This window comes from Microbacterium sp. (assembly GCF_035687345.1).
Classification (GTDB): domain Bacteria; phylum Actinomycetota; class Actinomycetes; order Actinomycetales; family Microbacteriaceae; genus Microbacterium.
Genome location: NZ_DASRXZ010000061.1, coordinates 1 through 24231, shown reverse-complemented (window position 1 = coordinate 24231; position 24231 = coordinate 1). Strand labels below are relative to the sequence as shown.

At 69.3% G+C, this 24231-nt stretch carries 23 protein-coding genes and 1 tRNA gene; 11 read left to right on the top strand and 13 right to left on the bottom strand.

Annotated elements, in window-relative coordinates:
* Positions 1-313: 313 nt before the first annotated feature.
* On the bottom strand, positions 314-1549 hold the full coding sequence (locus VFF97_RS07485; RefSeq protein ID WP_325032864.1) for a glycosyltransferase: 1236 nt from the start codon (positions 1547-1549) through the stop codon (positions 314-316).
* 4 nt (positions 1550-1553) lie between these two features.
* Positions 1554-2798, bottom strand: coding sequence for a glycosyltransferase (locus tag VFF97_RS07480; protein ID WP_414684236.1), 1245 nt, complete (start codon positions 2796-2798; stop codon positions 1554-1556).
* A 108-nt stretch (positions 2799-2906) separates the two neighbouring features.
* Between VFF97_RS07480 and VFF97_RS07475 the strand changes: the two genes are divergently transcribed.
* The 4 genes from VFF97_RS07475 to VFF97_RS07460 all read left to right on the top strand — a co-directional run bounded on the left by VFF97_RS07475 (position 2907) and on the right by VFF97_RS07460 (position 5384).
* Positions 2907-3497, top strand: a complete 591-nt coding sequence (locus VFF97_RS07475) for a hypothetical protein (protein ID WP_325032863.1) — start codon at positions 2907-2909, stop codon at positions 3495-3497.
* Between the two features lie 14 nt (positions 3498-3511).
* On the top strand, positions 3512-4402 hold the full coding sequence (locus VFF97_RS07470) for an LLM class F420-dependent oxidoreductase (protein WP_325032862.1): 891 nt from the start codon (positions 3512-3514) through the stop codon (positions 4400-4402).
* A 146-nt stretch (positions 4403-4548) separates the two neighbouring features.
* Positions 4549-5025 carry a DUF6325 family protein gene (locus tag VFF97_RS07465; RefSeq protein ID WP_325032861.1) on the top strand — a complete coding sequence of 159 codons (477 nt, stop codon included), beginning with the start codon at positions 4549-4551 and terminating at the stop codon, positions 5023-5025.
* 11 nt (positions 5026-5036) lie between these two features.
* Positions 5037-5384, top strand: a complete 348-nt coding sequence (locus VFF97_RS07460; protein WP_325032860.1) for an SHOCT domain-containing protein — start codon at positions 5037-5039, stop codon at positions 5382-5384.
* A gap of 27 nt (positions 5385-5411) precedes the next feature.
* Here VFF97_RS07460 and VFF97_RS07455 read toward each other — a convergent pair whose 3' ends face one another.
* Positions 5412-6500 carry an AI-2E family transporter gene (locus VFF97_RS07455; RefSeq protein ID WP_325032859.1) on the bottom strand — a complete coding sequence of 363 codons (1089 nt, stop codon included), beginning with the start codon at positions 6498-6500 and terminating at the stop codon, positions 5412-5414.
* 142 nt (positions 6501-6642) lie between these two features.
* Here VFF97_RS07455 and VFF97_RS07450 point away from each other — a divergent pair, with 142 nt between their 5' ends.
* Positions 6643-7989 carry a DUF2252 domain-containing protein gene (locus VFF97_RS07450; RefSeq protein WP_325032858.1) on the top strand — a complete coding sequence of 449 codons (1347 nt, stop codon included), beginning with the start codon at positions 6643-6645 and terminating at the stop codon, positions 7987-7989.
* A 22-nt stretch (positions 7990-8011) separates the two neighbouring features.
* Here the strand turns inward: VFF97_RS07450 and VFF97_RS07445 are convergent, their stop codons facing one another.
* The 6 genes from VFF97_RS07445 to dnaK form a co-directional block, all read right to left on the bottom strand.
* Positions 8012-8428 carry a hypothetical protein gene (locus tag VFF97_RS07445; RefSeq protein WP_325032857.1) on the bottom strand — a complete coding sequence of 139 codons (417 nt, stop codon included), beginning with the start codon at positions 8426-8428 and terminating at the stop codon, positions 8012-8014.
* Between the two features lie 40 nt (positions 8429-8468).
* On the bottom strand, positions 8469-9752 hold the full coding sequence (locus tag VFF97_RS07440; protein ID WP_325032856.1) for an ion channel protein: 1284 nt from the start codon (positions 9750-9752) through the stop codon (positions 8469-8471).
* Between the two features lie 189 nt (positions 9753-9941).
* Positions 9942-10394 (bottom strand): heat shock protein transcriptional repressor HspR, encoded by a 453-nt coding sequence (locus VFF97_RS07435; protein ID WP_325032855.1) that lies wholly within the window; start codon positions 10392-10394, stop codon positions 9942-9944.
* A 26-nt stretch (positions 10395-10420) separates the two neighbouring features.
* A complete protein-coding gene (locus VFF97_RS07430; protein ID WP_325032854.1) occupies positions 10421-11410 on the bottom strand; it encodes a DnaJ C-terminal domain-containing protein in 990 nt (329 codons plus the stop codon).
* A 3-nt stretch (positions 11411-11413) separates the two neighbouring features.
* Positions 11414-12082, bottom strand: a complete 669-nt coding sequence (locus tag VFF97_RS07425) for a nucleotide exchange factor GrpE (RefSeq protein ID WP_325032853.1) — start codon at positions 12080-12082, stop codon at positions 11414-11416.
* Between the two features lie 2 nt (positions 12083-12084).
* A complete protein-coding gene (dnaK, locus tag VFF97_RS07420) occupies positions 12085-13953 on the bottom strand; it encodes a molecular chaperone DnaK (protein WP_325032852.1) in 1869 nt (622 codons plus the stop codon).
* A 339-nt stretch (positions 13954-14292) separates the two neighbouring features.
* On the opposite strand from dnaK, the gene VFF97_RS07415 reads away from it, so the two are divergent.
* A complete protein-coding gene (locus VFF97_RS07415) occupies positions 14293-15750 on the top strand; it encodes an MFS transporter (protein ID WP_325032865.1) in 1458 nt (485 codons plus the stop codon).
* 1 nt (position 15751) lies between these two features.
* On the opposite strand, the gene VFF97_RS07410 is transcribed toward VFF97_RS07415, so the two are convergent.
* Positions 15752-16312: a MarR family winged helix-turn-helix transcriptional regulator gene (locus VFF97_RS07410; RefSeq protein ID WP_325032851.1), complete on the bottom strand. Its 561-nt coding sequence runs from the start codon at positions 16310-16312 to the stop codon at positions 15752-15754.
* Between the two features lie 141 nt (positions 16313-16453).
* Between VFF97_RS07410 and VFF97_RS07405 the strand changes: the two genes are divergently transcribed.
* Entirely contained in the window at positions 16454-17233 is a 780-nt protein-coding gene (locus VFF97_RS07405; RefSeq protein WP_325032850.1) for a hypothetical protein, read from the top strand.
* A gap of 268 nt (positions 17234-17501) precedes the next feature.
* A complete protein-coding gene (locus VFF97_RS07400; protein WP_325032849.1) occupies positions 17502-19388 on the top strand; it encodes a vWA domain-containing protein in 1887 nt (628 codons plus the stop codon).
* A 12-nt stretch (positions 19389-19400) separates the two neighbouring features.
* On the opposite strand, the gene dcd is transcribed toward VFF97_RS07400, so the two are convergent.
* Complete coding sequence (gene dcd, locus VFF97_RS07395; protein ID WP_325032848.1) at positions 19401-20006, bottom strand: dCTP deaminase; 606 nt, start codon at positions 20004-20006, stop codon at positions 19401-19403.
* 210 nt (positions 20007-20216) lie between these two features.
* Between dcd and VFF97_RS07390 the strand changes: the two genes are divergently transcribed.
* Positions 20217-20290, top strand: a tRNA-Gly gene (locus VFF97_RS07390).
* A 218-nt stretch (positions 20291-20508) separates the two neighbouring features.
* On the opposite strand, the gene VFF97_RS07385 is transcribed toward VFF97_RS07390, so the two are convergent.
* Entirely contained in the window at positions 20509-21321 is an 813-nt protein-coding gene (locus VFF97_RS07385) for a hypothetical protein (RefSeq protein ID WP_325032847.1), read from the bottom strand.
* Between the two features lie 222 nt (positions 21322-21543).
* Between VFF97_RS07385 and VFF97_RS07380 the strand changes: the two genes are divergently transcribed.
* Positions 21544-21738 (top strand): hypothetical protein, encoded by a 195-nt coding sequence (locus VFF97_RS07380; RefSeq protein ID WP_325032846.1) that lies wholly within the window; start codon positions 21544-21546, stop codon positions 21736-21738.
* 304 nt (positions 21739-22042) lie between these two features.
* Here the strand turns inward: VFF97_RS07380 and VFF97_RS07375 are convergent, their stop codons facing one another.
* Complete coding sequence (locus tag VFF97_RS07375; RefSeq protein ID WP_325032845.1) at positions 22043-22969, bottom strand: IS3 family transposase; 927 nt, start codon at positions 22967-22969, stop codon at positions 22043-22045.
* A 95-nt stretch (positions 22970-23064) separates the two neighbouring features.
* On the opposite strand from VFF97_RS07375, the gene VFF97_RS07370 reads away from it, so the two are divergent.
* Entirely contained in the window at positions 23065-24216 is a 1152-nt protein-coding gene (locus VFF97_RS07370) for an IS30 family transposase (RefSeq protein WP_325032844.1), read from the top strand.
* The last annotated feature ends 15 nt before the right edge of the window (positions 24217-24231 follow it).

Below are 24231 nucleotides of genomic sequence, written 5' to 3'. Positions count from 1 at the left end.
GACCGAAGGCCTCGCACGCGACGCCGAACTCGAACGGCGCGAAACCCTCGGTGACGATGCAGGCGACCGTCTTCATGAGTACCTCCGGTGCTGACGTGGCAGGATTCGTGCGAACGGTGTCCATCCTGCCACTCGTGGCAGGATCATTGCAAGCGTAGCGTTTCTGCCATGTTGATCCTCATCGCATTCGGTGCCCTCGCCGTCGCCGGACTCGTCGCGACCTTCGCGCGGCTCTCGAGCGACGACTTCCACCGGGTCCCCTTCGACCGGACCCGCCTGGCCTGATCCGCTCGCGCGCGGCGACGGCGGTGCGTCAGGACCGCACGCGGTCGTAGACGTCCACCATCGCCGCCGTGCGCGACGACTGGCGGAACCGTTCGCGGATCTCCGGATCCGGCTCGGGCGCCTCACCCGCCTCGATGTCGGCGGCCGCCCGACGCAGGGCCTCCGCCAGCGCGGCCACTTCTGCCGCGGCATCCGCGTCGTCCGCCACCTGCCACAGCCCCGACCCCAGCTCACGCGCCAGATCGGGGTCGCTCACGAGCGACGGCGTCCCCAGGGACGCTGCCTCGAAGATGGTCATGCCCTGCGTCTCGAAGCCGATCGAGGTCTGCACGACCGCGTCGGCGCGCTGGATCATGCGAAGCGTCTCGGGGTAGCTCAACCGGCCGACGAACGAGACGGATGCCGCGGGCTTCCGCTCCTCGACGATGCGCTGCGCCGCGCGCAGCTGCTGTCCTCCCCCGACGACGATCACGTCGGCGACGACACCCGACTCCGCGACCGCCTCCAGGAACGGCAGCAGCCGCTTCTCGGGGCTCATGCGACCCAGCCACACGAAGCGCGGCGGCCCCGGCTCGCGTTGATCCCCCGCGGTCCCGAGCACCTCGTCGAGCACGTCGTCGTCGATGCCGTTCCACACCACGTCGACGCTCCGCCTCGCGGCGCGCTTGCCTCCGGGGAGAACGCCGTTCTCCTCGAGGCGCCGCGCGAAGTGCGAGGACGGTGCGGTGACAGCATCCGCCAGTTCGGCGAATCGACGCAGGTACGTCCATCCGTCGCGACCCGGCATGCGCAGAGGTCCGGCGGCCACGCGCTGCTGCCACGCGTTGAGCACACCGAGCACGAGCTTGGGGAAGGGCGTCGTCGCCTCGATCCCGACATCGACGCGATTGTGCATCGTGTGGACGACCGGCAGACCGTGGCGGGCGGCGAACCGGTGGCCGATGAACGCCCCCCAGAAGTCGCCCTGAACGTGCACGAGGTGGACCGGCGGGCGCTTCGCGAGCGCAGTGTCGACGAACCGGTCGGCGCGCCGGCCCGGCCACGTGAACGCGTACTCCCGATCGGGGGTGATGGGAATCGACGGCAGGTCCACGAACGCGTCGTCGCCGCCGATCAGTCGCTGTCTTGCGCGACCGTGAAGCGCCGGCGCCACCACGGTCACGGTGTGCCCGGCCTTCTCGAGGAAGCGCTGCTGCAGCCGCATCGAGACCTGCGCCCCACCCATCGTCGCGAGGTGCTGGTCGCCGAACATCACGACGTGCACGTCGTCACTCCGGCAGCGGCTCGCCGCGGTACAGCGCCTCGAACGTCTCGAGCGTGCGGGTCATGTCGTGCACCTTGACGCCCTCGAGCGAGGCCTTCTGCATGCGCAGCCGCTCTTCGGGCGTCTGCGTGAGCACCTTCGTGATGAGCTCGGCGAGCTGGTCGACGTTCCCCGGCTCGAAGAGGTAGCCGTTCTCGCCGTCGTGCACGAGGTGAGGCAGTGCGACCGCGTTCGCGGCGATCACCGGCAGCCCTGAGGCCATCGCCTCCATCGTCGCGATCGACTGCAGCTCCGCGATCGACGCGATGACGAACGCGCTCGCGCGCGTGAGGAGCGCACGCAGCTCCTCGTCGCTCGTGTAGCCGTGGAACGTCACACGCTCGGCGAGCCCGAGCTTCGCGGTGAGGTGCTCGAGGTTGCGGCGCTGGTCGCCGTTGCCGACGACGTCGAACGTCACGTCGAGCGCGGGGTCGAGCTTCGCCATCGCGTGCAGGATCACGTCGATCTGCTTCTCGGTCGTGAGGCGCCCGACGAAGATGAGGCGGTTCGCGTCACGCGGCGTGAGGTCGGCCTGGTAGTTGGACGCCTCGATGCCGCAGCTGACCGGGATCACACCCTTGATGTCGATGGTCGCCTCGAGGAAGTCGGCGGCCCTGCGCGTCGGCGTGGTCACCGCGCGCGTCATCTTGAAGGTGCGCTCAGCGTCCTGCCATGCGAGCCTCACGACGAGATTGTCGAGGACGGGCGGCAGGGTCGTGAAGTCGACGATGTTCTCGGCCATCACGTGGTTGGTCGCGATGATCGGGATGCCCCGCTTGCGCGCCTCTCGGGCGAGCCCACGCCCGATCACGATGTGCGACTGGATGTGCACGACGTCGGGCTCGACCTCGTCGAGCACCTTGCGCGCGTAGTGCTTCGACATCCACGGCAGCACGAACGTGAGCCAATCGTGCGGGTACCAGCGCCACGACGGCAGCCGGTGCACGGTCATCTGCTGCCCCTCGATCGTCTCGACGAATGTGCCGTGGTTGCGGTGGCCGGCGCTCGGCGCCGAGACGTGCACGTTGTGCCCGCGCGCGACGAGCCCCGCCGCCAGGCGCTCGGCGAAGCGCGCGGCACCGTTCACGTGCGGGAGGAACGTGTCGGCGCCGATGAGGACTGTGAGCGGACGCTTCGTGGCCGCCTCTCGGTCGGATCGAGGGGGCACGGCGTCGGCGCGGGAGTCGTCGGGCGTCGCGGGATCGGTCACGGGTGAGGGCTGCCAATCTGCTGAGGCCGTCGGGGGCACTGCGGCCAATCAACTGTACCCGAGGGGCCATCCGGACCCCGGGTGCGCCAGGCCATCTACCCTGGATGAATGCCCCGACTGCAGGCCGACGCACCCGCCGACCGCTGGGTTCCCGTGACCGGATCGCTGGGTCTGCGGGGCAGACGGCACCGCAAGGCGGCGATACGGATGCTGCTCACGCAGGCCAATCGCGCGATGGGCGCCGCCGAGCGGCCGGCCAGCGGCGCGATGGCGTGGGTCATGAGCCAGGCTGCACCGTTCCTCATCCGCCGTGCGGGTGGACGCGTGCTCGTGTGGGTGTGGCGCAGCGACCCCGACCTGCTCGTCGCGATGGCCCAGGTGCAGGAGGCGACACCGCAGCTGCGCGCCGCGCGCGCGATGATGCCCATCGAGTACGACGACACCGAGGACTTCCGCAACCCTCACCTCGGCATGGGCGAGCGTCTCGTGATGCCGTTGCCGAGCGACGGCCGCACGCCCCCCTTCGCGACGTACACGTGGGACACGGGCACCCACTTCGTGACGCTGACCGCCGTGTGCAGCGACCGCGAGCGCTTCGGCACGGTGATCGACGCGGTCGACGACCTCGCCCGGACGCTGCGCGTCGTCGACGACCTCACGATCGGCGAGGCGCCGACCGTGCTGCGCATCGAACCCTGACAGAGACGGATGCCATGACCCCCACCAGCACGAACACCGACGTTCCCCCGACCGCCGACTCTGCCGCCGCCACGGTGCATCCGGCATCCGGTCGCCCCGTCCGCATCGGCGTGCAGCTGTCACCCCAGCACGCGACGATCGGTCAGTTCCGCGATGCGGTGCTGCGCGCGGAGGACATCGGAGTGGACGCGGTGTTCAACTGGGACCACTTCTTCCCGCTGACGCCGCCGTACGACGGCGAGCACTTCGAGGCGTGGACCCTGCTCGCGGCGATGGCCGAGATGACCGAGCGCGTGGAATTCGGCCCACTCGTGAACTGCAGCTCGTACCGCAACCCTGACCTGCAAGCCGACATGGCGCGGACTGTCGACCACCTGAGCGCACGGGCCACGGGCACCGGCCGCCTCATCTTCGGCACAGGGTCGGGCTGGGCACAGCGCGACTACGACGAGTACGGGTACGAGTTCGGCACGGTCGGCTCGCGCCTCGACGACCTCGCCGCGGATCTGCCCCGCATCCTGCGTCGGTGGGATGTGCTCAAACCGCCGCCCACCCGGAAGATCCCCGTGCTCATCGGCGGGCAGGGCGAGCGCAAGACGCTGCGGCTCGTGGCGCGGTACGCCGACATCTGGCACACCTTCACGCGGCTCGACGACCTGCCGCGCAAGATCGGCGTGCTGCACGACTGGTGCGCGCGCGAGGGCCGCGACCCTGCGCAGATCGAGCTGTCGACGGGCTACACCGTGCGCGGCTTCGGCGCGCTGCTCGACGGCCGGCTCGACCGGCTGCACGAGCTCGGGTTCCGGTTCCTCATCCCGGCCCTCGACGGTCCCGACTACGACCTCGCTCAGCTGAAGCCCCTGCTCGAGTGGCGCGATCGCGTGAACGAGAGCGTCGCGGGCTGAGGTCCGGACTCTCGCATCCCACGCACAGGCGCTCTGGCGCACTCGTTTCCGCGCCGCGATACTGAACTCCAACGGCGACGGGGCGCCGAGGATGGTGCCCCGGCAAGCGCCGACGATGTCGTCGGGCTGGCGAGGAAGGGACGAGTATGGCCGAGTTCAGGTACGGACCCGTGGAGCTTTTCCTCATCGGGTTCGAGGGCGAGCGCCCGGATCCGAGTGTGATGTCCGGGCTGTTCGACCTCGTCGAGAGCGGACTCGTGCGGCTCCTCGACTTCGTCATCGTGAGCAAGTCCGAGAGCGGCGACGTCGACGTCATCGAGATCGAGGAGGAACTCGACGAGTACGGGCTGGGAGACTACGAGCTCGCGGCCCTCGGCATCACGGGCGAGGAGGACATCGTCGGCTTCGCGGAGCACGTGCCGCCCGGCAGCTCGGCCGCGGTCGTCGCGATCGAGCTCGCGTTCGTGCGCGAGCTCGCGAGCCGGCTCGCCGCGTCCGGCGGAGTCGTGCTCACGTCGGAGCGCATCCCGGCACCCGTGGTGAATGCCGTCGCCGACCTGGCCGACGCGGAACTCGAAGCGGAGCTCGAGGCGGTCGTGGCAGAAGCCGACGCCGAGGACTGAGGAGGAGAGAGATGCTCGTACGCAGAGTGGGACGACCCGGGCTCGTGGGCCTCGCCGCACGCACCGCCGTCGTCGCGGGCACCGCGACCGCCGTGAGCGGAAGCATGCAGGCGAAGCAGCAGAAGAAGGCGCAGGAGCAGCAGCAGCAGTACGAGGCCGCGCAGCAGCAGGCGCAGGCCGCGCAGCAGCAGCAGGCCGCGGCCCAGGCCGCAGCCCCGCCCGCCGCGACCGCACCGCCCGCGGCGCCGGCCGGCGGCGTCGACGTCGTCGCCGAGCTGCAGAAGCTCGCATCGCTCAAGGAAGCGGGCGTGCTCAGCGACGAGGAGTTCGCGGCCGCGAAGGCGAAGCTGCTGAGCTGAACCGGCCCCGGCCGGACCACCGCGGCGTCACGTCGCGGCGGATCGCTGCGGGCGCGCGGCATCCGCATCGCCCGACAGCCAGCGCAGCCAGCGCGCGTCGGGATCGCCCTCGAGCACGAGCGCGCGCACGAGGAGTGTGAGCGGGATCGAGAGGATCGCGCCGAGGGGTCCGATCACGAAGGTCCAGAAGATCACCGAGAAGAAGCTCAGCGTGAGGCTCAGACTCACCGCGTCGCTCACGAACTTCGGCTGCACGAGCACCTGCAGGACGACGTTCACGACGATGTAGATCGCGACCACGACGAGCATGAGCGGCCACCCGCCCACGACCAAGGCGAGCACCGCGGGCGGAATGAGCCCCAGCACGAAGCCGATGTTCGGGATGAAGTTCGTCACGAACGCGAGGATCGCCCACACCACCGGCGCCGGTACGCCGACCGCCCAGAGCGCGAGGCCGTCGATGATCGCGACGATCGCGCCGAACGACGCGTTCACGACGTAGTACCGGCGCACGCCCGAGCTGTACCTCTTGAAGCGCGTCAGCGCGGGCCGCGCGGTCGCCCCGAACGACGACTCGGCGCGCGAGTACCGCGCGGCATCCGCGGCCATGAAGATCACGTACGCCAGCACGAAGAACAGCGCCGTGAGCACACCGACGACCGTGCCGCTGAGCGACGTCACGAACGCGATGACGTTGGAGGGACGGAGGACGGATGCCGTGGCATCCGCCGCCTGTTCGTCGAGGCCGACCGAATGCAGCCACTCGACGACGGATGCGGCGAAATCCTGCAACTCGTCCTGGAAGTCGATCACGAGGCGCGTGAACTCGACGCCCGACCAGAAGAGCATGAGCGCGAGCGCCGCCACCACGAGGTACGCGACGACGATGACCGCGGTCGTCGCCGCCCACCTCGGCCACCCCCACCGCTCGAGCGGATGCCGCACCGGGTGGCAGATGATCACGAGCACCGCCCCGAGCACGAGCGGCCCCACCACCTCGCGTGCGAAGAAGAGCCCCGCGAGCGCGATGACCGCGGCTGCGAGTCCGATGAGCACCCGCAGCGTCGGAGAGAGGACGGGGGCGGATGCCGCGGCGGCCGGATCGCTGCGCTTCACGAGGCCCAGGCTAGGCCGCACCCTCCCCGCCGCGTGCACGGCGCGCGGCGTCCGCCACGCGACCGCCTCGCCGCCGCGGGGCCGCGGCAATACAGTGATCGCAGATCAGCCACGTGCGCTGCGGACGCGTGAGGAGCATGCGATGTCGCCGACCCCGCTTCTTCCCGACCACGGTGCGCGCGAGGCCGAGGGCCGCGATCGCCGACGCGATGTGCCGCGCAGCCGGCTCTCGCGGCTGGGCGACGGCCGGCGCGACCCGATCGGCATCATCCAGGCGCAGAACGCGACGCGTGTGCCCGACCTCGTGTCGCTGCGCGTCGAGCGCATGGCGGCGGGCCCGTTCGCGTTCTACCGCGGGACGGCCGCGATCATGGCGGCGGACCTCGCGGCCGGTCCGAGCACGGGCATCCTCGTCCCGTCGTGCGGCGACGCGCACGTCGCGAACTTCGGGTTCTACGCGTCGCCCCAGCGCACGCTCGTGTTCGACCTCAACGACTTCGACGAGGGCGCATGGGCGCCGTGGGAGTGGGACGTGAAGCGGCTCGTCACGAGCATCGTCATCTCGGGCCAGGCGGTGAACCGCAATCAGCGCGTGGTCGAGGAGGCGGCGCTGTCGGCAGTGCGCACGTATGCGCGCCAGCTGGCGGCGGTCGCGGCGACCAGCCCCACGGATCGCTACTACCTGCACTTCGACCCGAAGGCCGTCTTCGGCGAGCTCGACGCCGAGACGCGCAGCACGATGCGCAAGGCGATGCGTGAGGCGAAGCACCGCACGGGCGAGCGCGCCGCGCGCAAGCTCACCGAGCGCGGCGAGGACGGCCGCCTGCGGTTCGTCGAGGCGCCGCCGACGATGACGCACGTCGACGAGGTCGTCGAGGAGAACATCCTCGAGGCGATCCGGCGGTACACGGAGTCGGTCCACGTCGACATCCGCCTGCTCATGCGGCATTACGTCATGACCGACATCGTTCGGCGCGTCGTGGGCGTCGGCAGCGTCGGCACGCAATGCGCGCTGGTGCTGCTGCAGGACGGCGACGGCAACGCGCTGTTGCTCCAGGCGAAAGAGGCCGGCCGGAGCGTGCTCATCGAACACGGCAGGATCGAGCAGCCCGCCGAGGTTTCGGCGTATATCGAGCAGCACGGCGAGGGCGGTCGGGTCGTCGCGCTGCAGCGCATCCTGCAGGCGCTCTCCGATCCGATGCTGGGGCACCTGCGGGCGGTGCGGGGCATCGACTTCTACGTCCGCCAGTTCCGGGACATGAAGGGCGGCATCGACACCGAGCTGCTCGACGACGTGCCGTTCCGGCATTACGCGGATGCGTGCGCGGCGGTGCTCGCGCGTGCCCACGCGCAGGCCGTCGTCGCGCCCGCGGTCGCCGGCTACATCGGAAACGGCCGGGTCGTGGGCGAGGCGATCCTCGAGTGGGCGTACGCGTACGCGGAGCTGTCGCGCCGCGACTACGAGCTCTTCGTCGACACCGCCATCTAGACGCACCGGCTTGTCGAGCCGGTCAGTCGGCGTCGAGGCCCTGCTCGGCGAGCCACTGCTTCGCGACCGTGCGGGAGACCTTCACGAGCCACGCATCCGCCACGATCTCGCGCAGGTGGCCGACGTCGATCGAGTCGAGGCGGACGAGCACAGCGGGGTACCCGTCGAAGTGCGGGATCGTGAAGAAGATGTCGGGCAAGCTCGCGAGGAGCGCCTCCTTCGCATCGAGGCCGTCGGTGCGGACCCCGATCACCGGACCCGGCGGCCACTCGCGCCCGAGCTGCTCGAGCTTGGCGAGATCCGCCTTGCTCGGGCCGCGCTCCCATGCGAAGAGTCCCCTGTCGGTGCGCCAGCCGGCCCCGCCCCGGTGCCCGTCGACCTTCTCGAACGTGCCGGGAAGGGCGAGTGCGATCTCGCGGACGTCTCGCAGCGTCGCCATGCCCTCAGTGTGCCGCACGCCTCCGACGCCCTGGGCGCCGTCACGCCCATTCGGGTCGCGGATCACCCGCCCGGCGGGTGACGAGCAGCTTCGGCGCCCGCGTGACGACGAGCCAGGTGGGGAGGATCGTGAGGCACAGGATCGGCAGCACGTGCACGTCGCCTACGATCGCGACAGCCACGAACATCGCGATCCAGCCGTCGCGTGTCGCCGCCAGGGCCATGCCCATCGCCGCGCTCGCGACCGCGAGCGCGATCGGCACCGCCGGGAAGAGCGCGTTCACGAGGAGTCCGAATGCGACGGAGATGAAGATGACGGGGAAGATGCGGCCGCCTCGGAACCCGGCCGCGGCGGCGACGACGAGCGCCACGACCTTGATCGCCACGAACAGCGAGAGCTGCTGCGGAGAGTAGTCGCCGGGATCGGACAGCAGCTCGGCCGCCTGATCGAGGCCCTTGAACATCGTCATGGGAGTGCCGATCGCGCCCAGGACGCCGAGCACGAGGCCGCCGAGGGTCGTGAAGATGACCGGATGCCGCAACGCGTGGAACGCGCGATGCACGACGTGGAGCAACACGGATGCGACGACGATCACGACGGCGGCGACGACCGCAACGACGGCGCTCCACAGCAGGAAGACGGGGGCGATGTCGCCCATCGGCTCGAGCTCGAACGCGATGGGGTTGCCGCCGAGCAGCAGCATCGTCACCGCGCCTGTTCCGCCGGCGACGAGCGGGAGAAACAGCTTGTCCCACAGGCTGCCGCCTCCGACGACGGCTGCCACCATGCCGGGAAGCACGAGTGCGCCCGCGACGGGCGTGCCGAACAGCGCCCCGATCGTCGCGGCGGTCGCGAGGAGCGCCACGAGCCGCGGGGGGATCTTCGACGTCAGTCGTCCGATGATCGTCACCGCGAGCGCGGCGTTGATGGCGATGACGGGGTTCTCGGGGCCGAGGCTCACACCACCCGCGAGACCGATCAGCACGACGAGAAGGATCGACGGCACTGCGATGATCTTCGGCGGCGGTCCCGCCAGCTCCGTCATCGCGGAGTCCGCACCGGCGTGTCCGGGCACGAACTGCACGACGAGCCCGACGCTGAGGCCGACGAGCGTGAGCACCGCGATGATCCACCACGGCGTGGCGCCGGTCGCGCCGAAGACCTGCGGCAGGCTGTCCCAGAGGAGCACCGACAGCCAGTCCGCCGCGATGTCGAGCACCCACAGCACGACTGCGGAGGCGACGCCGATCACGAGTGCGGGGATCGACAGCAGGATCAGATTGCGCAGGGTGAGCGACTCGGTGGACACGCTCGACTGGCTCATGCTCGCCCCCTTCGACGACCTCGCTGAGCGTGCCCCCAGTGTGCCGGAAGGCGCTGTCGTCGCGCACGGGTATCGGGCCCCGGATCGCCGAGTGCACGGCTTCGCGCCGAGTGCACGACCCGGATGCGTCGCGAAGTCGTGCGCTCGACGACAGATCGTGCACTCGCGATCCGACTCTCGGCGGACTAGTCAGTCCCCTTCGGGCGCCGCGATGTCGGGGCGCGGACGCCACAGCACGATGTCGGTCGCGCGGCGCACGCGGGTCCCGTGGCGCAGCCGCACGACCGAGCCCGTCGGTCCCGCGGCGAACACACGTGCGCCCGGGCGGTTCTCGAGCTCGGCGCGCACGCGCTGCTCGAGCTCGCTCACCTGGCGGTGGAGCACGCGAACGCGCTCCTCGAGCTCGAGGATGCGCGCGATCGCCGGCAGGCTCATGCCGTCGCTCGACAGGCGCGCCACCTGGCGGAGCTGCTCGACGTGACGCAGCGAGTATCGGCGGGAGCCGCCCTGCGTGCGAGCGGGAACGACGAGGCCCAGCCGGTCGTACTGCCGGAGGGTCTGCGGATGCAGCCCCGACAGCTCAGCGGCGACGGCGATGGAGAGGATCGGCGCCTCTTCATCGATCTCGTCGTTCTGGCCCATCGCTCCTCACCGCCCTTCGCACAACGTCAACTCCGCGCTTTCGCCAACAGGTCGGCGCGCGGGTTCTCCTTCGGCTCGAGCTCGCGGAAGCGCTCGAGCGCTTCGCGCGCCCTCTCGTCGAGGTGGGACGGCACGACCACCTGCACCTCGGCGAGGAGATCGCCCGTGCCCTTCTGCGTCTTCACCCCACGGCCCTTCACGCGCAGCACGCGACCTGACGGCGTGCCGGGTGCGACGCGGAGCTTCACGGGGTCGCCGCCGAGCGTCGGCACCTCGATCGTCGCGCCGAGCGCGGCTTCGGTGAACGTGACCGGCACGGTCACGCGCAGGTTGAGGCCGTCGCGCGTGAACACCGGATGCGGCCGCACGTTCACGAGCACGACGATGTCGCCGTTCTCGCCCCCGTCGGGGGATGGGCGACCGCGCCCGCGCAGGCGGATGCGCTGACCGTCGGCGACGCCCGCCGGGATCTTCACCTTGAACGGCTTGCCGTCCTCGCCTTGGAGCGTGATCGTCTCGCCCTTGGTCGCGGTGACGAAGTCGATCGTCGTGCGCGCCGTGACGTCGGCGCCGCGCGTCGGTCCGCCGTATCCGCGGAAGCCGCCGCTCGGCTGGCCGAAGCGCCCCGAGCCGAAGCCGCCGGTGGGCTGCTGGTTGAACATCGAGAAGATGTCGTCGAAGTCCGCGCCCTGGTAGCGCGCACCACGGCCCTGCGTGAACACCGAGAAGACGTCCTCGAACCCGCCGGCGCCCTGGCCGCTCGCCGTGAACCGCGCGCCCGAGCCCATCGCGCGGATCTGGTCGTACTCCGCGCGCTGCTCGGGATCGGAGAGCACCGAGTACGCCTCGCTGATCTCCTTGAACTTCGTCTCGGCGGCGGCGTCACCCTGATTGCTGTCGGGGTGGTACTTGCGCGCGAGCTTGCGATAGGTCTTCTTCAGATCCGCGTCGGACACATCCTTGGATACGCCGAGGATCTTGTAGAAGTCCTTGTCGAACCAGTCCTGGCTGGCCATGGGCTACGCCTGGCCCCCCGAGCCCGCCTCAGGTTCCGCCGGCACCGCGACGACGACCTTCGCCGGTCGCAACTCGACCTCACCGAGGCGGTACCCCACCTCGACGACCTCGAGAACGGTGGGCTCGGTCGTTCCGGGCGTCGGCGCCTGAAGGATCGCCTCGTGGTGCTGCGGGTCGAACGGCTCGCCCGCCTCGCCGTAGGCGACCATGCCCAGACGCTCGGCCACGCCGCGCACCTTCTCTGCGATCACGGCGAAGGCGGAGCCCTCTTCGAGGTCGCCGTGCTTCTCGGCGCGGTCGAGGTCGTCGAGCACGGGCAGCAGCCCCTTCGCGACGGAGCCCTTCGCGCGCTCGATCTCGATCTCGCGCTGCTCCTCGGTGCGGCGCCGGTAGTTGGCGTACTCCGCCTGCAGGCGCTTGAGATCGTCGAGCAGCTGCGACTCGAGGTCGGCGATCACGGCGTCCTCAGCCGCGGCATCCGCGTTCTGGGGCGCACCCAGGATGTCGTCGACCGTGAGCTCGTCTTCGCCTTCGGCCGCTGCCTCGGCTTCCGTTCCGTCCTGCGGGACGGGGCCGGAGGCCTGAGCCTCCGACCCCTCCTCGTCCGGACGGACCTCTTCGCCTTCGGGCCCCTCGGGCCCAGGATTCGCGTTTCGGTCCTTGTCAGCCATCGTTACTTCTTCTCGTCCTCGTCGTCGACGACCTCAGCGTCGATCACGTCCTCCTCGGGGTTCGGCACGTTGCCGCCACCGGGCTCGTTCGCCGCCGGGTCGGGGTTCTGGCCGGCCGCCTGGCCGGCCTGGTAGATCGCCTCGCCGAGCTGCGACTGGGACTGCGACAGCTTGTCGTACGCGGCCTTCACCGCGTCGTCGTCGTCGCCGGCGAGCGCCGTCTTGAGCGCGTCGACGTCGCCCTGCACCGAGTTCTTGACCTCCTCGGGGAGCTTGTCCTCGTTCTCCTTGATCAGCTTCTCGATCGAGTAGGTGAGGGTCTCGGCCTGGTTGCGCGTCTCGGCGGACTCGCGGCGCTTCTTGTCCTCGGCCGCGTGCTCCTCCGCCTCGCGGATCATCCGGTCGATGTCCTCCTTGGGCAGCGACGAGCCGCCGGTGATCGTCATCGACTGCTCCTTGCCCGTGCCCTTGTCCTTCGCGGACACGTGCACGATGCCGTTCGCGTCGATGTCGAACGTGACCTCGATCTGCGGGATGCCACGCGGCGCCGGCGCGATGCCGGTCAGCTCGAACGTGCCGAGCGGCTTGTTGTCGCGAGTGAACTCGCGCTCCCCCTGGAAGACCTGGATCGCGACGGACGGCTGGTTGTCGTCGGCCGTCGTGAAGGTCTCGCTGCGCTTTGTCGGGATGGCGGTGTTGCGCTCGATGAGCTTCGTCATGATGCCGCCCTTGGTCTCGATGCCCAGGCTCAGCGGGGTGACGTCGATCAGCAGCACGTCCTTGCGCTCGCCCTTGAGGACACCGGCCTGCAGGGCGGCGCCCACGGCGACGACCTCATCGGGGTTGACGCCCTTGTTGGGCTCCTTGCCGCCGGTCTCCTGCTTCACGAGCTCGCTCACGGCGGGCATACGCGTCGAACCGCCCACGAGCACGACGTGGTCGATGTCGGACACCTTGATGCCGGCCTCGCGGATGACGTCCTCGAACGGCTTCTTGGTGCGGTCGAGGAGATCCTTCGTGAGGTCCTCGAACTTCGCGCGCGTGATCGTCTCGCTGAGCGACACGGGGCCCGACTCGGTCAGCGACAGGTACGGCAGGTTGATGCTCGTCGAGGTCGAGCTCGACAGCTCCTTCTTCGCCTGCTCGGCGGCCTCCTTGAGGCGCTGCAGCGCGATGCGGTCGTTCGAGACGTCGACGCCGGTCGTGTCCTTGAACTGCTTGATGAGGTAGTCGACGAGGCGCTGGTCCCAGTCGTCGCCGCCGAGGCGGTTGTCGCCGGCCGTCGCGCGCACCTGGATCGTGGAGAAGTCGTCGTCCTTGCCCACCTCGAGCAGCGAGACGTCGAAGGTGCCGCCACCGAGGTCGAAGACGAGGATGAGCTCGTCCTCCTTGCCCTTGTCGAGGCCGTACGCGAGCGCGGCGGCCGTGGGCTCGTTGATGATGCGCAGGACGTTCAGGCCCGCGATCTCGCCGGCCTCCTTCGTGGCCTGGCGCTCGGCGTCGTTGAAGTACGCGGGGACGGTGATGACAGCATCCGTCACCGCGTCGCCGAGGTACTGCTCGGCGTCGCGCTTGAGCTTCTGGAGGATGCGGGCAGAGATCTCCTGCGGCGTCCACTTCTTGCCGTCGACGGTGAAGGTCCAGTCGGTGCCCATGTGGCGCTTGACCGACGAGACGGTGCGGTCGACGTTCGTGACGGCCTGGCGCTTCGCGGTCTCGCCGACGAGCACCTCGCCGTCCTTCGTGAACGCGACGACGGACGGGGTCGTGCGGAAGCCCTCGGCGTTCGTGATGACCTTGGGCTCACCGCCTTCGAGTACGGCGACGACGGAGTTCGTCGTTCCGAGGTCGATTCCAACAGCACGTGCCATGTGTTTCTTCTCTCTTTCATGGCGGGCCCGTCGAAGAAGGCGGACCCGGGTTGGTTCTGCGTGAAAGTCTTGTGGGGTCGGATGCCCGATCCCGCGTCATATCGGATCTTGAGCCGACCTGACTCAAGCGTAACCCCTGCGAAACTCGCTGTCAAGAAAGTTGAGTCGGCACGGCTCAAGTTTGCTCCGGAACGCCGCGTGGCAGGCCTCTCGTGGCTCCAGAGCACGGTCACCCCGTAGCCTGAGCGAGCGGCGCAACGACGCGCCCGCGGCATCCGTCTCGCCCACCCGCCGAGTCGGTGCACCCGCCGTTCACCGAAGGACCATAGCGTGACGCACATGGAACCCGACCCGCCCGCCGCCCAGCCCGAATCGAGGCGCTCCGCCGACCTTCCGGCGACCGCGAACACGCTCGCGCTCCCCGCGTACGGCGAGGTCTTCGAGAACGCGGGGTCCGAGAAGGCGGTGCCGCGCAAGCAGGTCATCTCGTGGGCACTGTGGGACTGGGCGGCGCAGCCCTTCAACTCGGTGCTGCTGACGTTCGTGTTCGCGTCGCTGTACCTCGTCTCAGCGAACTTCCTGCCCCCCGCCCTCGCCGCCCTCGCCGATGACGACCCCGCGAAGGAGCGGGCGCTCGCCGACCTGTCGAGCGGCTACGGACTCGTGACGACGCTCGCCGGCGTCGTGATCCTCCTGCTCGCGCCCGTGCTCGGTCAGACCGCCGATCGGTCGGGGCGCAAGAAGCGCTGGCTCATCGTGTTCACGGTGCTGCTCGCGCTGGTGCAGTTCGCGCTCTTCTTCGCGCAGGCCGATCCCGCGTACTTCTGGTACGGCGCGATCGTGCTCGCACTGGGCGCCGTCGTGTCCGAGATCGCGGGGGTCAACTACAACGCGATGCTCGTGCAGGTCTCGACGCCGAAGACGATCGGGCGCGTGAGCGGCCTGGGCTGGGGTCTCGGCTACATCGGCGGCATCGTCGCGTTGACGCTCGTCGTCGTGCTCACCCAGCTCGAGTGGTTCGGCATGGACACCTCGAACGGCATGGCCTATCGCGTCATCGCGGTCGGATGCGCCGTGTGGACGATCGTGTTCGCGCTGCCCCTCTTCTTCAACGTCCCCGAGGCTCCGCCCGCGAGCCGGGGGCCCAAGGTCGGCTTCTTCCGGTCGTACGTCGTGCTCGTGAAGGACATCGCGGCGCTGTTCCGCGTGCACCGGCCGACGTTCTGGTTCCTCCTCGCGAGCGCGGTGTACCGCGACGGCCTCGCGGGAGTCTTCGCATTCGGCGGCATCCTCGCGGCGATCTCGTTCCGCTTCACGAGCAACGAGGTGCTCATCTTCGCGATCGCCGCGAACGTCGTGGCCGGCGTGTCGACGATCTTCGCGGGACGCGCCGACGACCGCTTCGGCGCCCGCAACGTGATCGTGTTCGCGCTCACCGGGCTCATCGCGATGGCGATCCTCCTGTTCCTGCTCCACGACACCGGCAAGCTCGTGTTCTGGATCGGAGGGCTCGTGCTGTCGGCCTTCGTCGGACCCGCGCAGGCGGCGAGCCGGTCGCTGCTCGCGCGCGTCACGCCCGAGGGCATGCAGGGCGAGATCTTCGGCCTCTACGCGACGACCGGTCGAGTCGCGAGCTTCCTCGCACCGGCGATGTGGACCCTGTTCATCGCGGCGTTCGGTGCGACGATCTGGGGCGTGCTGGGCATCGCGATCGTGCTGGCGATCGGCCTCGTGCTGCTGCTGCTCGTGCGGTTCCCGTCGCACGCGTCGCCGCAGCGCGACCGCGCAGCCGGCTAAGTCAGCGCGGCCACGCGTCGGCCAGCTTCGTCAGCAGGCGCGCGAGCTCGAGGCGCTCGGACTCGGTGAAGTCCGCGAGCGCGGCGTCGATCGCCTCGCGCCGCTCGCCGCGGAAGCCTCGCACGAGCTGACGCCCCGCATCCGTGAGAGCAACGCGCGTGCGCCGCGCGTCGTCGGGGTCGGCCTCGCGACGCACGACGCCGAGCTCGACGCCCTGCTGCACGAGCCGTGAGGCGCGTGGCTGGTCCACGCCGATCGCGTCCGCGATCTCGCTGACGGAGAGTGTGTCGGATGCCGCATCCAGCGCCTCGAGCAGGCGCAGCCGCGCGGGGCCGCCGACGCGGGCGCCCCACGCCCACGGCGGTCCGCCGAACCCGTGGGGCCCACCGTCAGGGCCGCCGCGCCCGTGCGGGCCGCCGTGCATCCACGGAGGGCCGTGGCGACCGCGGTGCCCGTGGTGCGCGTCATGGTCGCGCGCGTCGGGGCGCGGCATCCGTCTTCCCCTCAGGGTCGCCAGGGCGGCGGCGATCGCGTCGACGGGGTCTTGAGCGGGATTCGGCACGCTCTCAATTTACATGCACCTTGACATGTACTTGTGATGCATGTCACACTACAAGTACATGTCATTCGACATACATCCCCTCCGGCCGGGTCCGCGCCGGAATCCATCGCCGCTCTCGCGGCACGCGAAAGGACCGCACACATGCACTCCGATGACTTCGAAACCCACGACCACGCCGACTCGCACGACGAGGCGAACGACATCCCCACCCAGCGACGACCGTTCGGCTACTGGCTGCCCGTCGTCGACGACCTGCTCACCCGGCAGTTCGCCGAGGCCTTCGAGAAGGAAGGCATCACGCGGCGCGACTGGATGACGCTCAACGCGCTGTCCGGCGACGTCGAGGCGCCCGGCCTGGCCGATCGCCTCGCCCGCAAGGGCAAGCACCTCCGCCGCCTCGAGGAGCGCGGCTGGATCGAGGAGCAGGGCGACGGCACGTGGGCTCTCACCGACGAGGGCCGCGCCGCCAAGGAGCGTCTCGGCGCGATCGCCGACGAGCTCCGCGCACGCGTCTCGGGCGCCGTCTCTCCCGAGGACTTCGCCACGACGATGGCCTCGCTCGAGGCGATCGCCCGTGAGCTCGGCTGGGACGACCAGACCTGGGCCGAGCGAGGCCGCAACTTCGGCCGCGGGCGCCGCGGACGCTTCGGCGGGTTCGGGCCCGGCTACGGCCGCGGATTCGACCCCGGGTTCCGGCACGGGTTCCCCCCGGCGTTCGGCCCCGGTCACCCACACGGGTGGCACGAGCACGGATGCCACGGCACCCACATGCACGGCGCCCACACGCACGGCGCTCACGCCCATGAGCACGGCGCCGCCCACGGCTTCGGCCACCAGCACGGCTCGCACGACGCCGAGCACGCGTACGAGCGCGGCTTCGACGCCGGGTACGCGCGCGGCCGCGAGGAGCGGACCGCCTGAGCATCCGTCACCGCGTTCCAGCGCATCAGGGGCACCGGCATGGTCCGGTGCCCCTTCTTCTCGCGGCGAACCCCCGGCGCTAGGCTTGCCGCAACGCCGGCCCCGACCGGCTCAGGTGCCCCCCGACCTGAGGTGTTCCGCACATGCCCGGAGACATCCGCGGCGGCCTCCGTGCCGCGCATCCCCTCTCCCGGAGCGCGCATGGGTCGACAGCCGCGGAGCCGGCGCGGTGAGCGGCCGGATCCCCTCGGCGATCGAGGAGCGGCGCATGCGGCGCCGCCGTCGTCGCCGCCTGCTCGTGGTGTCGTCGACGGTGGCCGGCATGGTCGTGCTCCTGGCGGCCGTCGGAGCCGTCTCGACGATGATCGTCTCGGCGATCGCCGTTCCCATGGAGGAATCGGCGACGACGCCCGAGCCCACACCGACGCCGACGCCCACGCGCGAGTCGATCGTCTTCCCCGACGATGAGCCGGCCGTGACGGCGGGCTCCGAGCCGTGCTCGGTCGTTCGGGTGCTCTCGTCGTTGGAGAACGCGCAGCTGATCGAGCACCTCGCCGACGCCTACAACAGGCTGCCCCGCAACGTGGCCGGGTCGTGTGTCACCGTCGACGCGAGCAGCGACATGTCGGGTCGAGCCTCGGATGCCGTGGCATCCGGCTTCGCCTCGCTCGCCGACGACCGGAAGCCCACCGTGTGGCTGCCCGACTCGTCGACGTGGGTCGATGTCGCACTCGCGAAGGGTGCGACCGTGCTGCACGCCGAGGGCACGAGCATCGCGTACTCGCACATCGTGCTCGCGATGCCGCAACCGCTCGCCGAGGCCATCGGGTGGGACGAGGACGCCCCGACGTGGACCGAGGTGTTTCAGGCGGCGGGCGACCCCGACCTGTGGAGCGCTCTCGGCCACGCCGAATGGGGCACGTTCACGCTCGGCAAGACGAGTCCGCTGGTGGCTACGTCCGGCGAGGTCGCGATGTTCGCATCGTTCGGGACCGCGGCGGGCTCCCTCGACGCGTTCACCGCGGCGCAGGTCGCGGATGCCGCGATCAAGGCAGCCGCGCACGAGAACGAGCTCGCCACGAGCCACTACCTGGCCACGCCGGCGCACTTCCTGTGGCACGCGCGAGAGGCGGAGGCATCCGGTACGGCCGGCGACTTCCTGTCGGCCATGGTCGTCGACGAGAAGGCGGTGTGGGACCACAACCGAGGCGTCACGAGCCGCGACGGCGTGACCACCGTGCAGGGGGAAGCCCCCGCAGAACAGCTGCAGCTCACCGCGATCTACCCGCGCGACGGGTATTACACCGCCGACAACCCGGCGATCCGCCTGGCCGGGACCTGGATCGATCCGGTCGAGGCTGAGGCGGCGGCGGACTTCATCCGCTTCACGCTCACGAAGCAGGGTCAGGAGGCGGTGCGCGCCTCGGGGCACCGGGACCTCAACCACACCCTCGCGCCCGAGGTGGCTCGCGTCGGGAACCTGGCCGTCGACCGCGACGGAGTGCTCACCCTCCCCGAGGCCGATGTCGTGACCGCCGTGCAAACCGCGTTTCCCGAGGTGCGAAAGCGCGCGAACGTGCTGTTTCTGCTCGACGTGTCGGGCTCGATGGACGACCCGACCTCAGACGCCGACACAGAGCTCGCGCAGGCGGCCGCGGCCATCGAGGCGGCGCTCGACCACTTCACCGCCGGCGACGACGTCGGGTTCGCCGCGTTCGCGCAGGCGCCCAACGGGTCGCTGGTGCCCGGGATGCTGGTGGCGGCGGCCGACATCGCGGCGTCGCGCGACGCGTTGGTCGCGGCACTCGGCGAGGTGCGCTCGTTGGGCGACACGCCCCTGTATCAAGCGGTCGACAGGTTCACCGCGCAGCACGCCGAATCGTGGTCACGCGACCGCATCAACGCGGTCGTGCTGCTGAGCGACGGCGAGAACGACACGCCGAATGCTCGGACGATCGGTCTCGACGAGATGCTCGCGAACCTCGGCGAGCTGCGCCGCTCGACACCGGTGCTCGTGTTCACGCTCGGGTACGGAGCGGATGCCGACGCCCAGACCCTGCAGTCGATCTCGCGTGCGACCGGCGCGCACTACTACGACGCATCCGACCCGTCGAAGCTGAAGTCGGTGCTGGGTGACCTGGTGACGAGCTTCTGAGGTCGCCGTGTCTCAGGCGCCGCGCGAACCGGAATCGCTGACGCCGACGTCGGTCACGTGGAAGTTCTGGAACGAGCGCGACGCCGTCGGACCCCGTTGTCCCTGGTAGCGGTTGCCGTACGGGCCCGAGCCGTACGGCGACTCGGTCGGCGACGACAGTCGGAAGAAGCACAGCTGCCCGATCTTCATGCCCGGCCACAGCTTGATCGGCAGTGTTGCGACGTTCGACAGCTCGAGCGTCACGTGCCCCGAGAACCCCGGGTCGATGAATCCCGCGGTCGAGTGCGTGAGCAGACCGAGTCGCCCGAGCGACGACTTGCCCTCGAGGCGGGCCGCGATGTCATCGGGCAGCGTCACCTGCTCGAACGTCGACCCGAGCGCGAACTCCCCCGGATGCAGGATGAACGGCTCGCTCGGATCCACCTCGATGAGGTGCGTGAGGTCGGGCTGATCGAGCGCGGGGTCGATGAACGGGTACTTGTGGTTGTCGAACAGCCGGAAGTACCGGTCGAGGCGCACGTCGACGCTCGACGGCTGCACCATCTCGGGGTTCCAGGGGTCCAGCCCGATGCGGCCGGCGCCGATCTCGAGGCGGATGTCACGGTCGCTGAGCAGCACGTTGACCAGACTAGAACGGATGCCGCGGCATCCGCTTCGCCGTGTCGCGGTGGGTGGGCCGTGTCGGTTGCCGGCGTGCGGTACCGCGAGCGGAGGAGATGTCGCGAGACGAGGACGGATGCCGCCGCCGCATCCTCGTTTCGGGATATGTCCTCCGCTCGCGGATCGAGGCCGATCGTGGTCGCCTGTTATGCTGGCCGAGCACTGCCCGGGGATGTAGTTCAATGGCAGAACATCAGCTTCCCAAGCTGAGAGCGCGGGTTCGATTCCCGTCATCCCCTCCAAGTGTCGAGTCCAGAGCTAGATGAGACTTTCCAGCGCCAGTTCGGACTGAAGGTTCTAGGCAGCTCTGGGAGTTTCCGGCGTTGCACGGGGGTCTCCGGTCCCGCGAGAGCCTCTGAATGCGGCCTCGCGCGCACCTGGAAGGGGTGCGCCTGGCTCGGGAGGCCGCCGCTGTACTGCACATCATCGAACAGATCGATGGAGCGGGTGCTCATCGCGATCATCGTTGCTCGGGCAAGCCGGTTGTCGGTGGCGGTGGCGACGGCAGGTGGATACCTACCGGCACGAGGCGCCAACCGCCTTCGAAACGCGGAACCGATCTGAGAGAGACGGCGGTTGCGACCACTTCGGCGTACCAGCCGCCGTAGGACCAGTCGGTTCCGATGCCCGTGTCCTCAGCATCGGCGATCATCGCGCGGGCGATCTCGCTGACCGGTGTGGACGGACGGATTGGGAGGTCGCCGACCCGGTCCCCGCCGTTCCACCGCCAGACAGGCCGCGCACGCCACGCTTCGTCCTCACGCACCATGTCTTCTGCGAGGAGGACGTTGAACCGCAATCCCAGGTCGGCCGCGGCTGGGTACACGCGCAGGCGTTGGTGGCCAGTTGCATGGAGGTGAGCGAGGGCCTGATTGAACTTGAGATGCAGATCGATCATGTCAAACGGGTCACCATCTCTTGACGCGATCACCTTGGCGTGGTCATGAGCGGTCGATGTATAGAGGTAGAACCCGGGGATCCGCTCTAGAGAGTCCCCCAGCGATACGCGATGGACAACTCCCTTCGTGCTCTTCACGACCGCGAAGTCGCCTCGGCGCCCCAACGCCCGGGCCAGATACGCCCACACTCCCTCTCGCGTGCTACCTCCCCGGAGTTCGCAGCGCTCGTCGCCGAGCTGGACCGTCGTCATCGTCTTGCTGTGAGCGCTTCCAAGCGTCGCTCCCGGTTCAGCCCGCGCCAGCCACTCCAGCAGCGCCGCGTTGAACTGCGCGACGGATTCGCACGAACTCGGAAGGCGGCCGACCTCGCTCATGCTCACTCCTCGCCGGATCACATCGTCGTGTCCTACGAAAACTGTAGGTGCCCATGTCATGAGTGCGTGCGATCATCGGGCCAACAGTCGGATAGTCACCACGGGTGAACGTGCCCACTGAGGACGGAGGCAGGTGCGATGAACACCTCGAAGATGAGATCACGAGCCGAGCTCGTAGCGCTCCGGCGGCTCACCCTCGGCGATGAGCCGTCCTGTGAATGCATGGTCTGCGACCTCCCGGAAGGCGCCGAGCACGGCCCTATCCGCTGGAACGTCGTGCTCTGGTTCCCCGGCCCGTACCCGAAGGAGGGCGAGGCCGACATGCTCCTCTGCGATCACTGCAAGGACGACTGGGTCGACGGAGAGTGGGAGCCACCGTTCGACAACTTCATCGTCACCCAGTGCACACCCGTCTGACTTTCTCGGCGGGCAGGGCGTCGGCCTTCCGCCCCGCTACAAGATCCGGACGCCGGTCGGCCCGGCCACAATGTCCAACTGCTCCCGCGCGGTGGTGACGCCTCGCAAACAGATCGCAAATCTGGGCACGTTGAGCGTCGGTCATCAACTGGGGCGCCTCCTGCTGAGGCGACCTCGTCGTGTCGTCGAGATCGAACGGTCCCCCTGTCAGCCTTCGACCCTGCCTGCCTCTCCCTGAGGACTCTGGCTGTAACAGGTACAGGTCCTAGTCTCGGATCAGGTTGAATCGGCCTGACTTTCGTTCCTATCGGGAGCCTTGTCCGGCAGGTGCCGGCTGGGCTGATTCCAGGTCAGCGTAGTACGCGTCCTCGACCTCGACCGGGGTGCGCATGTCGAGCTCGCCGTGGAGTCGCTGGTTGTTCCACCACCAAACCCACTCGAGGGTCGCGAACTCGACCTGCTCGACCGTCCGCCACGGGCCGCGCTGACGGATCAGCTCGGTCTTGTAGAGGTTGTTCACCGCCTCCGCCATCGCGTTATCAAAGCTGTCGCCGACGGTCCCGGTGGAGGGGACCGCGCCGAGTTCGACGATCCGCTCGGTGTAGACCATCGCGGTGTAGTTCGACCCATGATCCGCATGGTGGATCAGCCCGTCGAGCCGGCCGCCGGCGCCCCACGCGGCCATGTCCAGCGCCTGCATGGGCAAGATCTCGGACCGCAGCGTCGATGCGACGTTCCACCCAACGATGCGACGGGAGTAGACGTCGGTGACGAACGCGACGTAGGCGAACCCGGACCAGGTCGCGACATATGTGATGTCGCAGACCCAGAGCCGCCTGGGCGCGGGGGCGTTGAAGCGACGGTTGACAAGGTCCGCAGGCAGCACGGTCGTCTTGTCGGAGCGTGTGGTGAACACTCGCTTCGACTTTCGGACGCCGCGCACCCCGGCCAGGCGCATGAGCCGTTCGGTCTGGTCGCGGCCGATGTCCCAGCCTTGCCGGCGCATCAGCGAATGCATCTTCCGGCGTCCGTAGACGCCGTAGTTGTCCGCATGCAGCCTGGCGACCTCCGGCACCAGCAGGTCGTCCCGAAGCTGCCGGGCCGACGGCGCGCGACCGACGGCGGCACGGTAGCCGCGGGAGGTGAGGAAGCCCTGCACTGCCGGTCGGAGGACACGGCAGATGAGCTCGACCCCGAAACGATCCCGATGTTCGGTGATGAACCGGATCATCTCGGTCAGGGGCAGTCGAGCTCCTTCGCGAAAAACACGCTGGTGAACTCAACCCGTCAGCGCAACACCGTCGATGATCATCTCGGAGGTGTGGTGTGGCGAAGATCGGGAGGCCGGGGTTGCCCTCGGATCGGAGGCAGCAGGTTTGGGAGTTGTGGAAGTCGGGAGCGTCGCTCAGCGAGATCTCCCGAACGGTGGGGTCCCCGCCGGGATCAATCTTCTCGATCCTGTTGCCGTTCGGCGGGTTCTATCAGGCGCCGCAGCGGCGTAGGCCCGGGACGCTGACCCTGGTCGAGCGCGAGGAGATCTCCCGGGGCCTCGCGGCTGGTGAGTCGTATCGGGCGATCGGTCGTCGGCTTGGCCGGCCAGCGTCGACGATCAGTCGGGAGGTCGCAAAGAACAAGGGTCCGCGCCGGTATCGCGCCGTCGATGCCGACGATCGTGCATGGCGACGTGCGCGGCGTCCGCAGAAGTGCAAGCTCGCCCGCAACCCGGTGCTGCGTGGTTACGTCGCCGCTCGCCTTCGGGAAGACTGGTCGCCCGAGCAGATCGCCGGCGCGTTGCGGAAGCGCCACCCGGCGGGGAGCGGGATGCGGGTGTCACACGAGACGATCTACAAGTCCCTGTTCGTGCAGTCCCGCGGTGTTCTGGCGAAAGAGCTGCAGAAGCATCTGCGATCCGGGCGGCCGATCCGGCGCAGCGTCCACAACAACGTCACCGGACAATGGCGATCCCAGATCAAGGATGCCGTCTCCATCTCCGAGCGCCCCGCCGAGGCTGAGGATCGCGCGATCCCGGGCCATTGGGAGGGAGACCTCCTGCTCGGTCGTCATTGGACGCAGATCGCGACAGTCGTCGAACGCGCGACGCGGTTCACGGTCCTGGTCCAGGTCGATGGCCGTGACATGGAGTCCGTCACCGCGGGGCTCTCACGTGAGATGAATCTGCTGCCGGAGCAGTTGCGTCGCTCACTGACGTGGGACCGCGGGATGGAACTCGCCGGCCACAAGACCGTCACGACGAACACCGGTCTCGACGTTTACTTCGCCGACCCGCGCAGCCCCTGGCAACGCGGCACAAACGAGAACACGAATCGGCTGCTGCGTCAGTACTTCCCCAAGGGCTTCAGCATGAAGGACCTCACCCAGGCCGACCTCGACGCCGTTGCCGCCCGCCTGAACTCGAGGCCTCGGAAGACGCTCGACTTCGACACCCCAGCCGATAGGCTCCAAGCACTGTTGCGCTGACGGGTTGAGTTCACC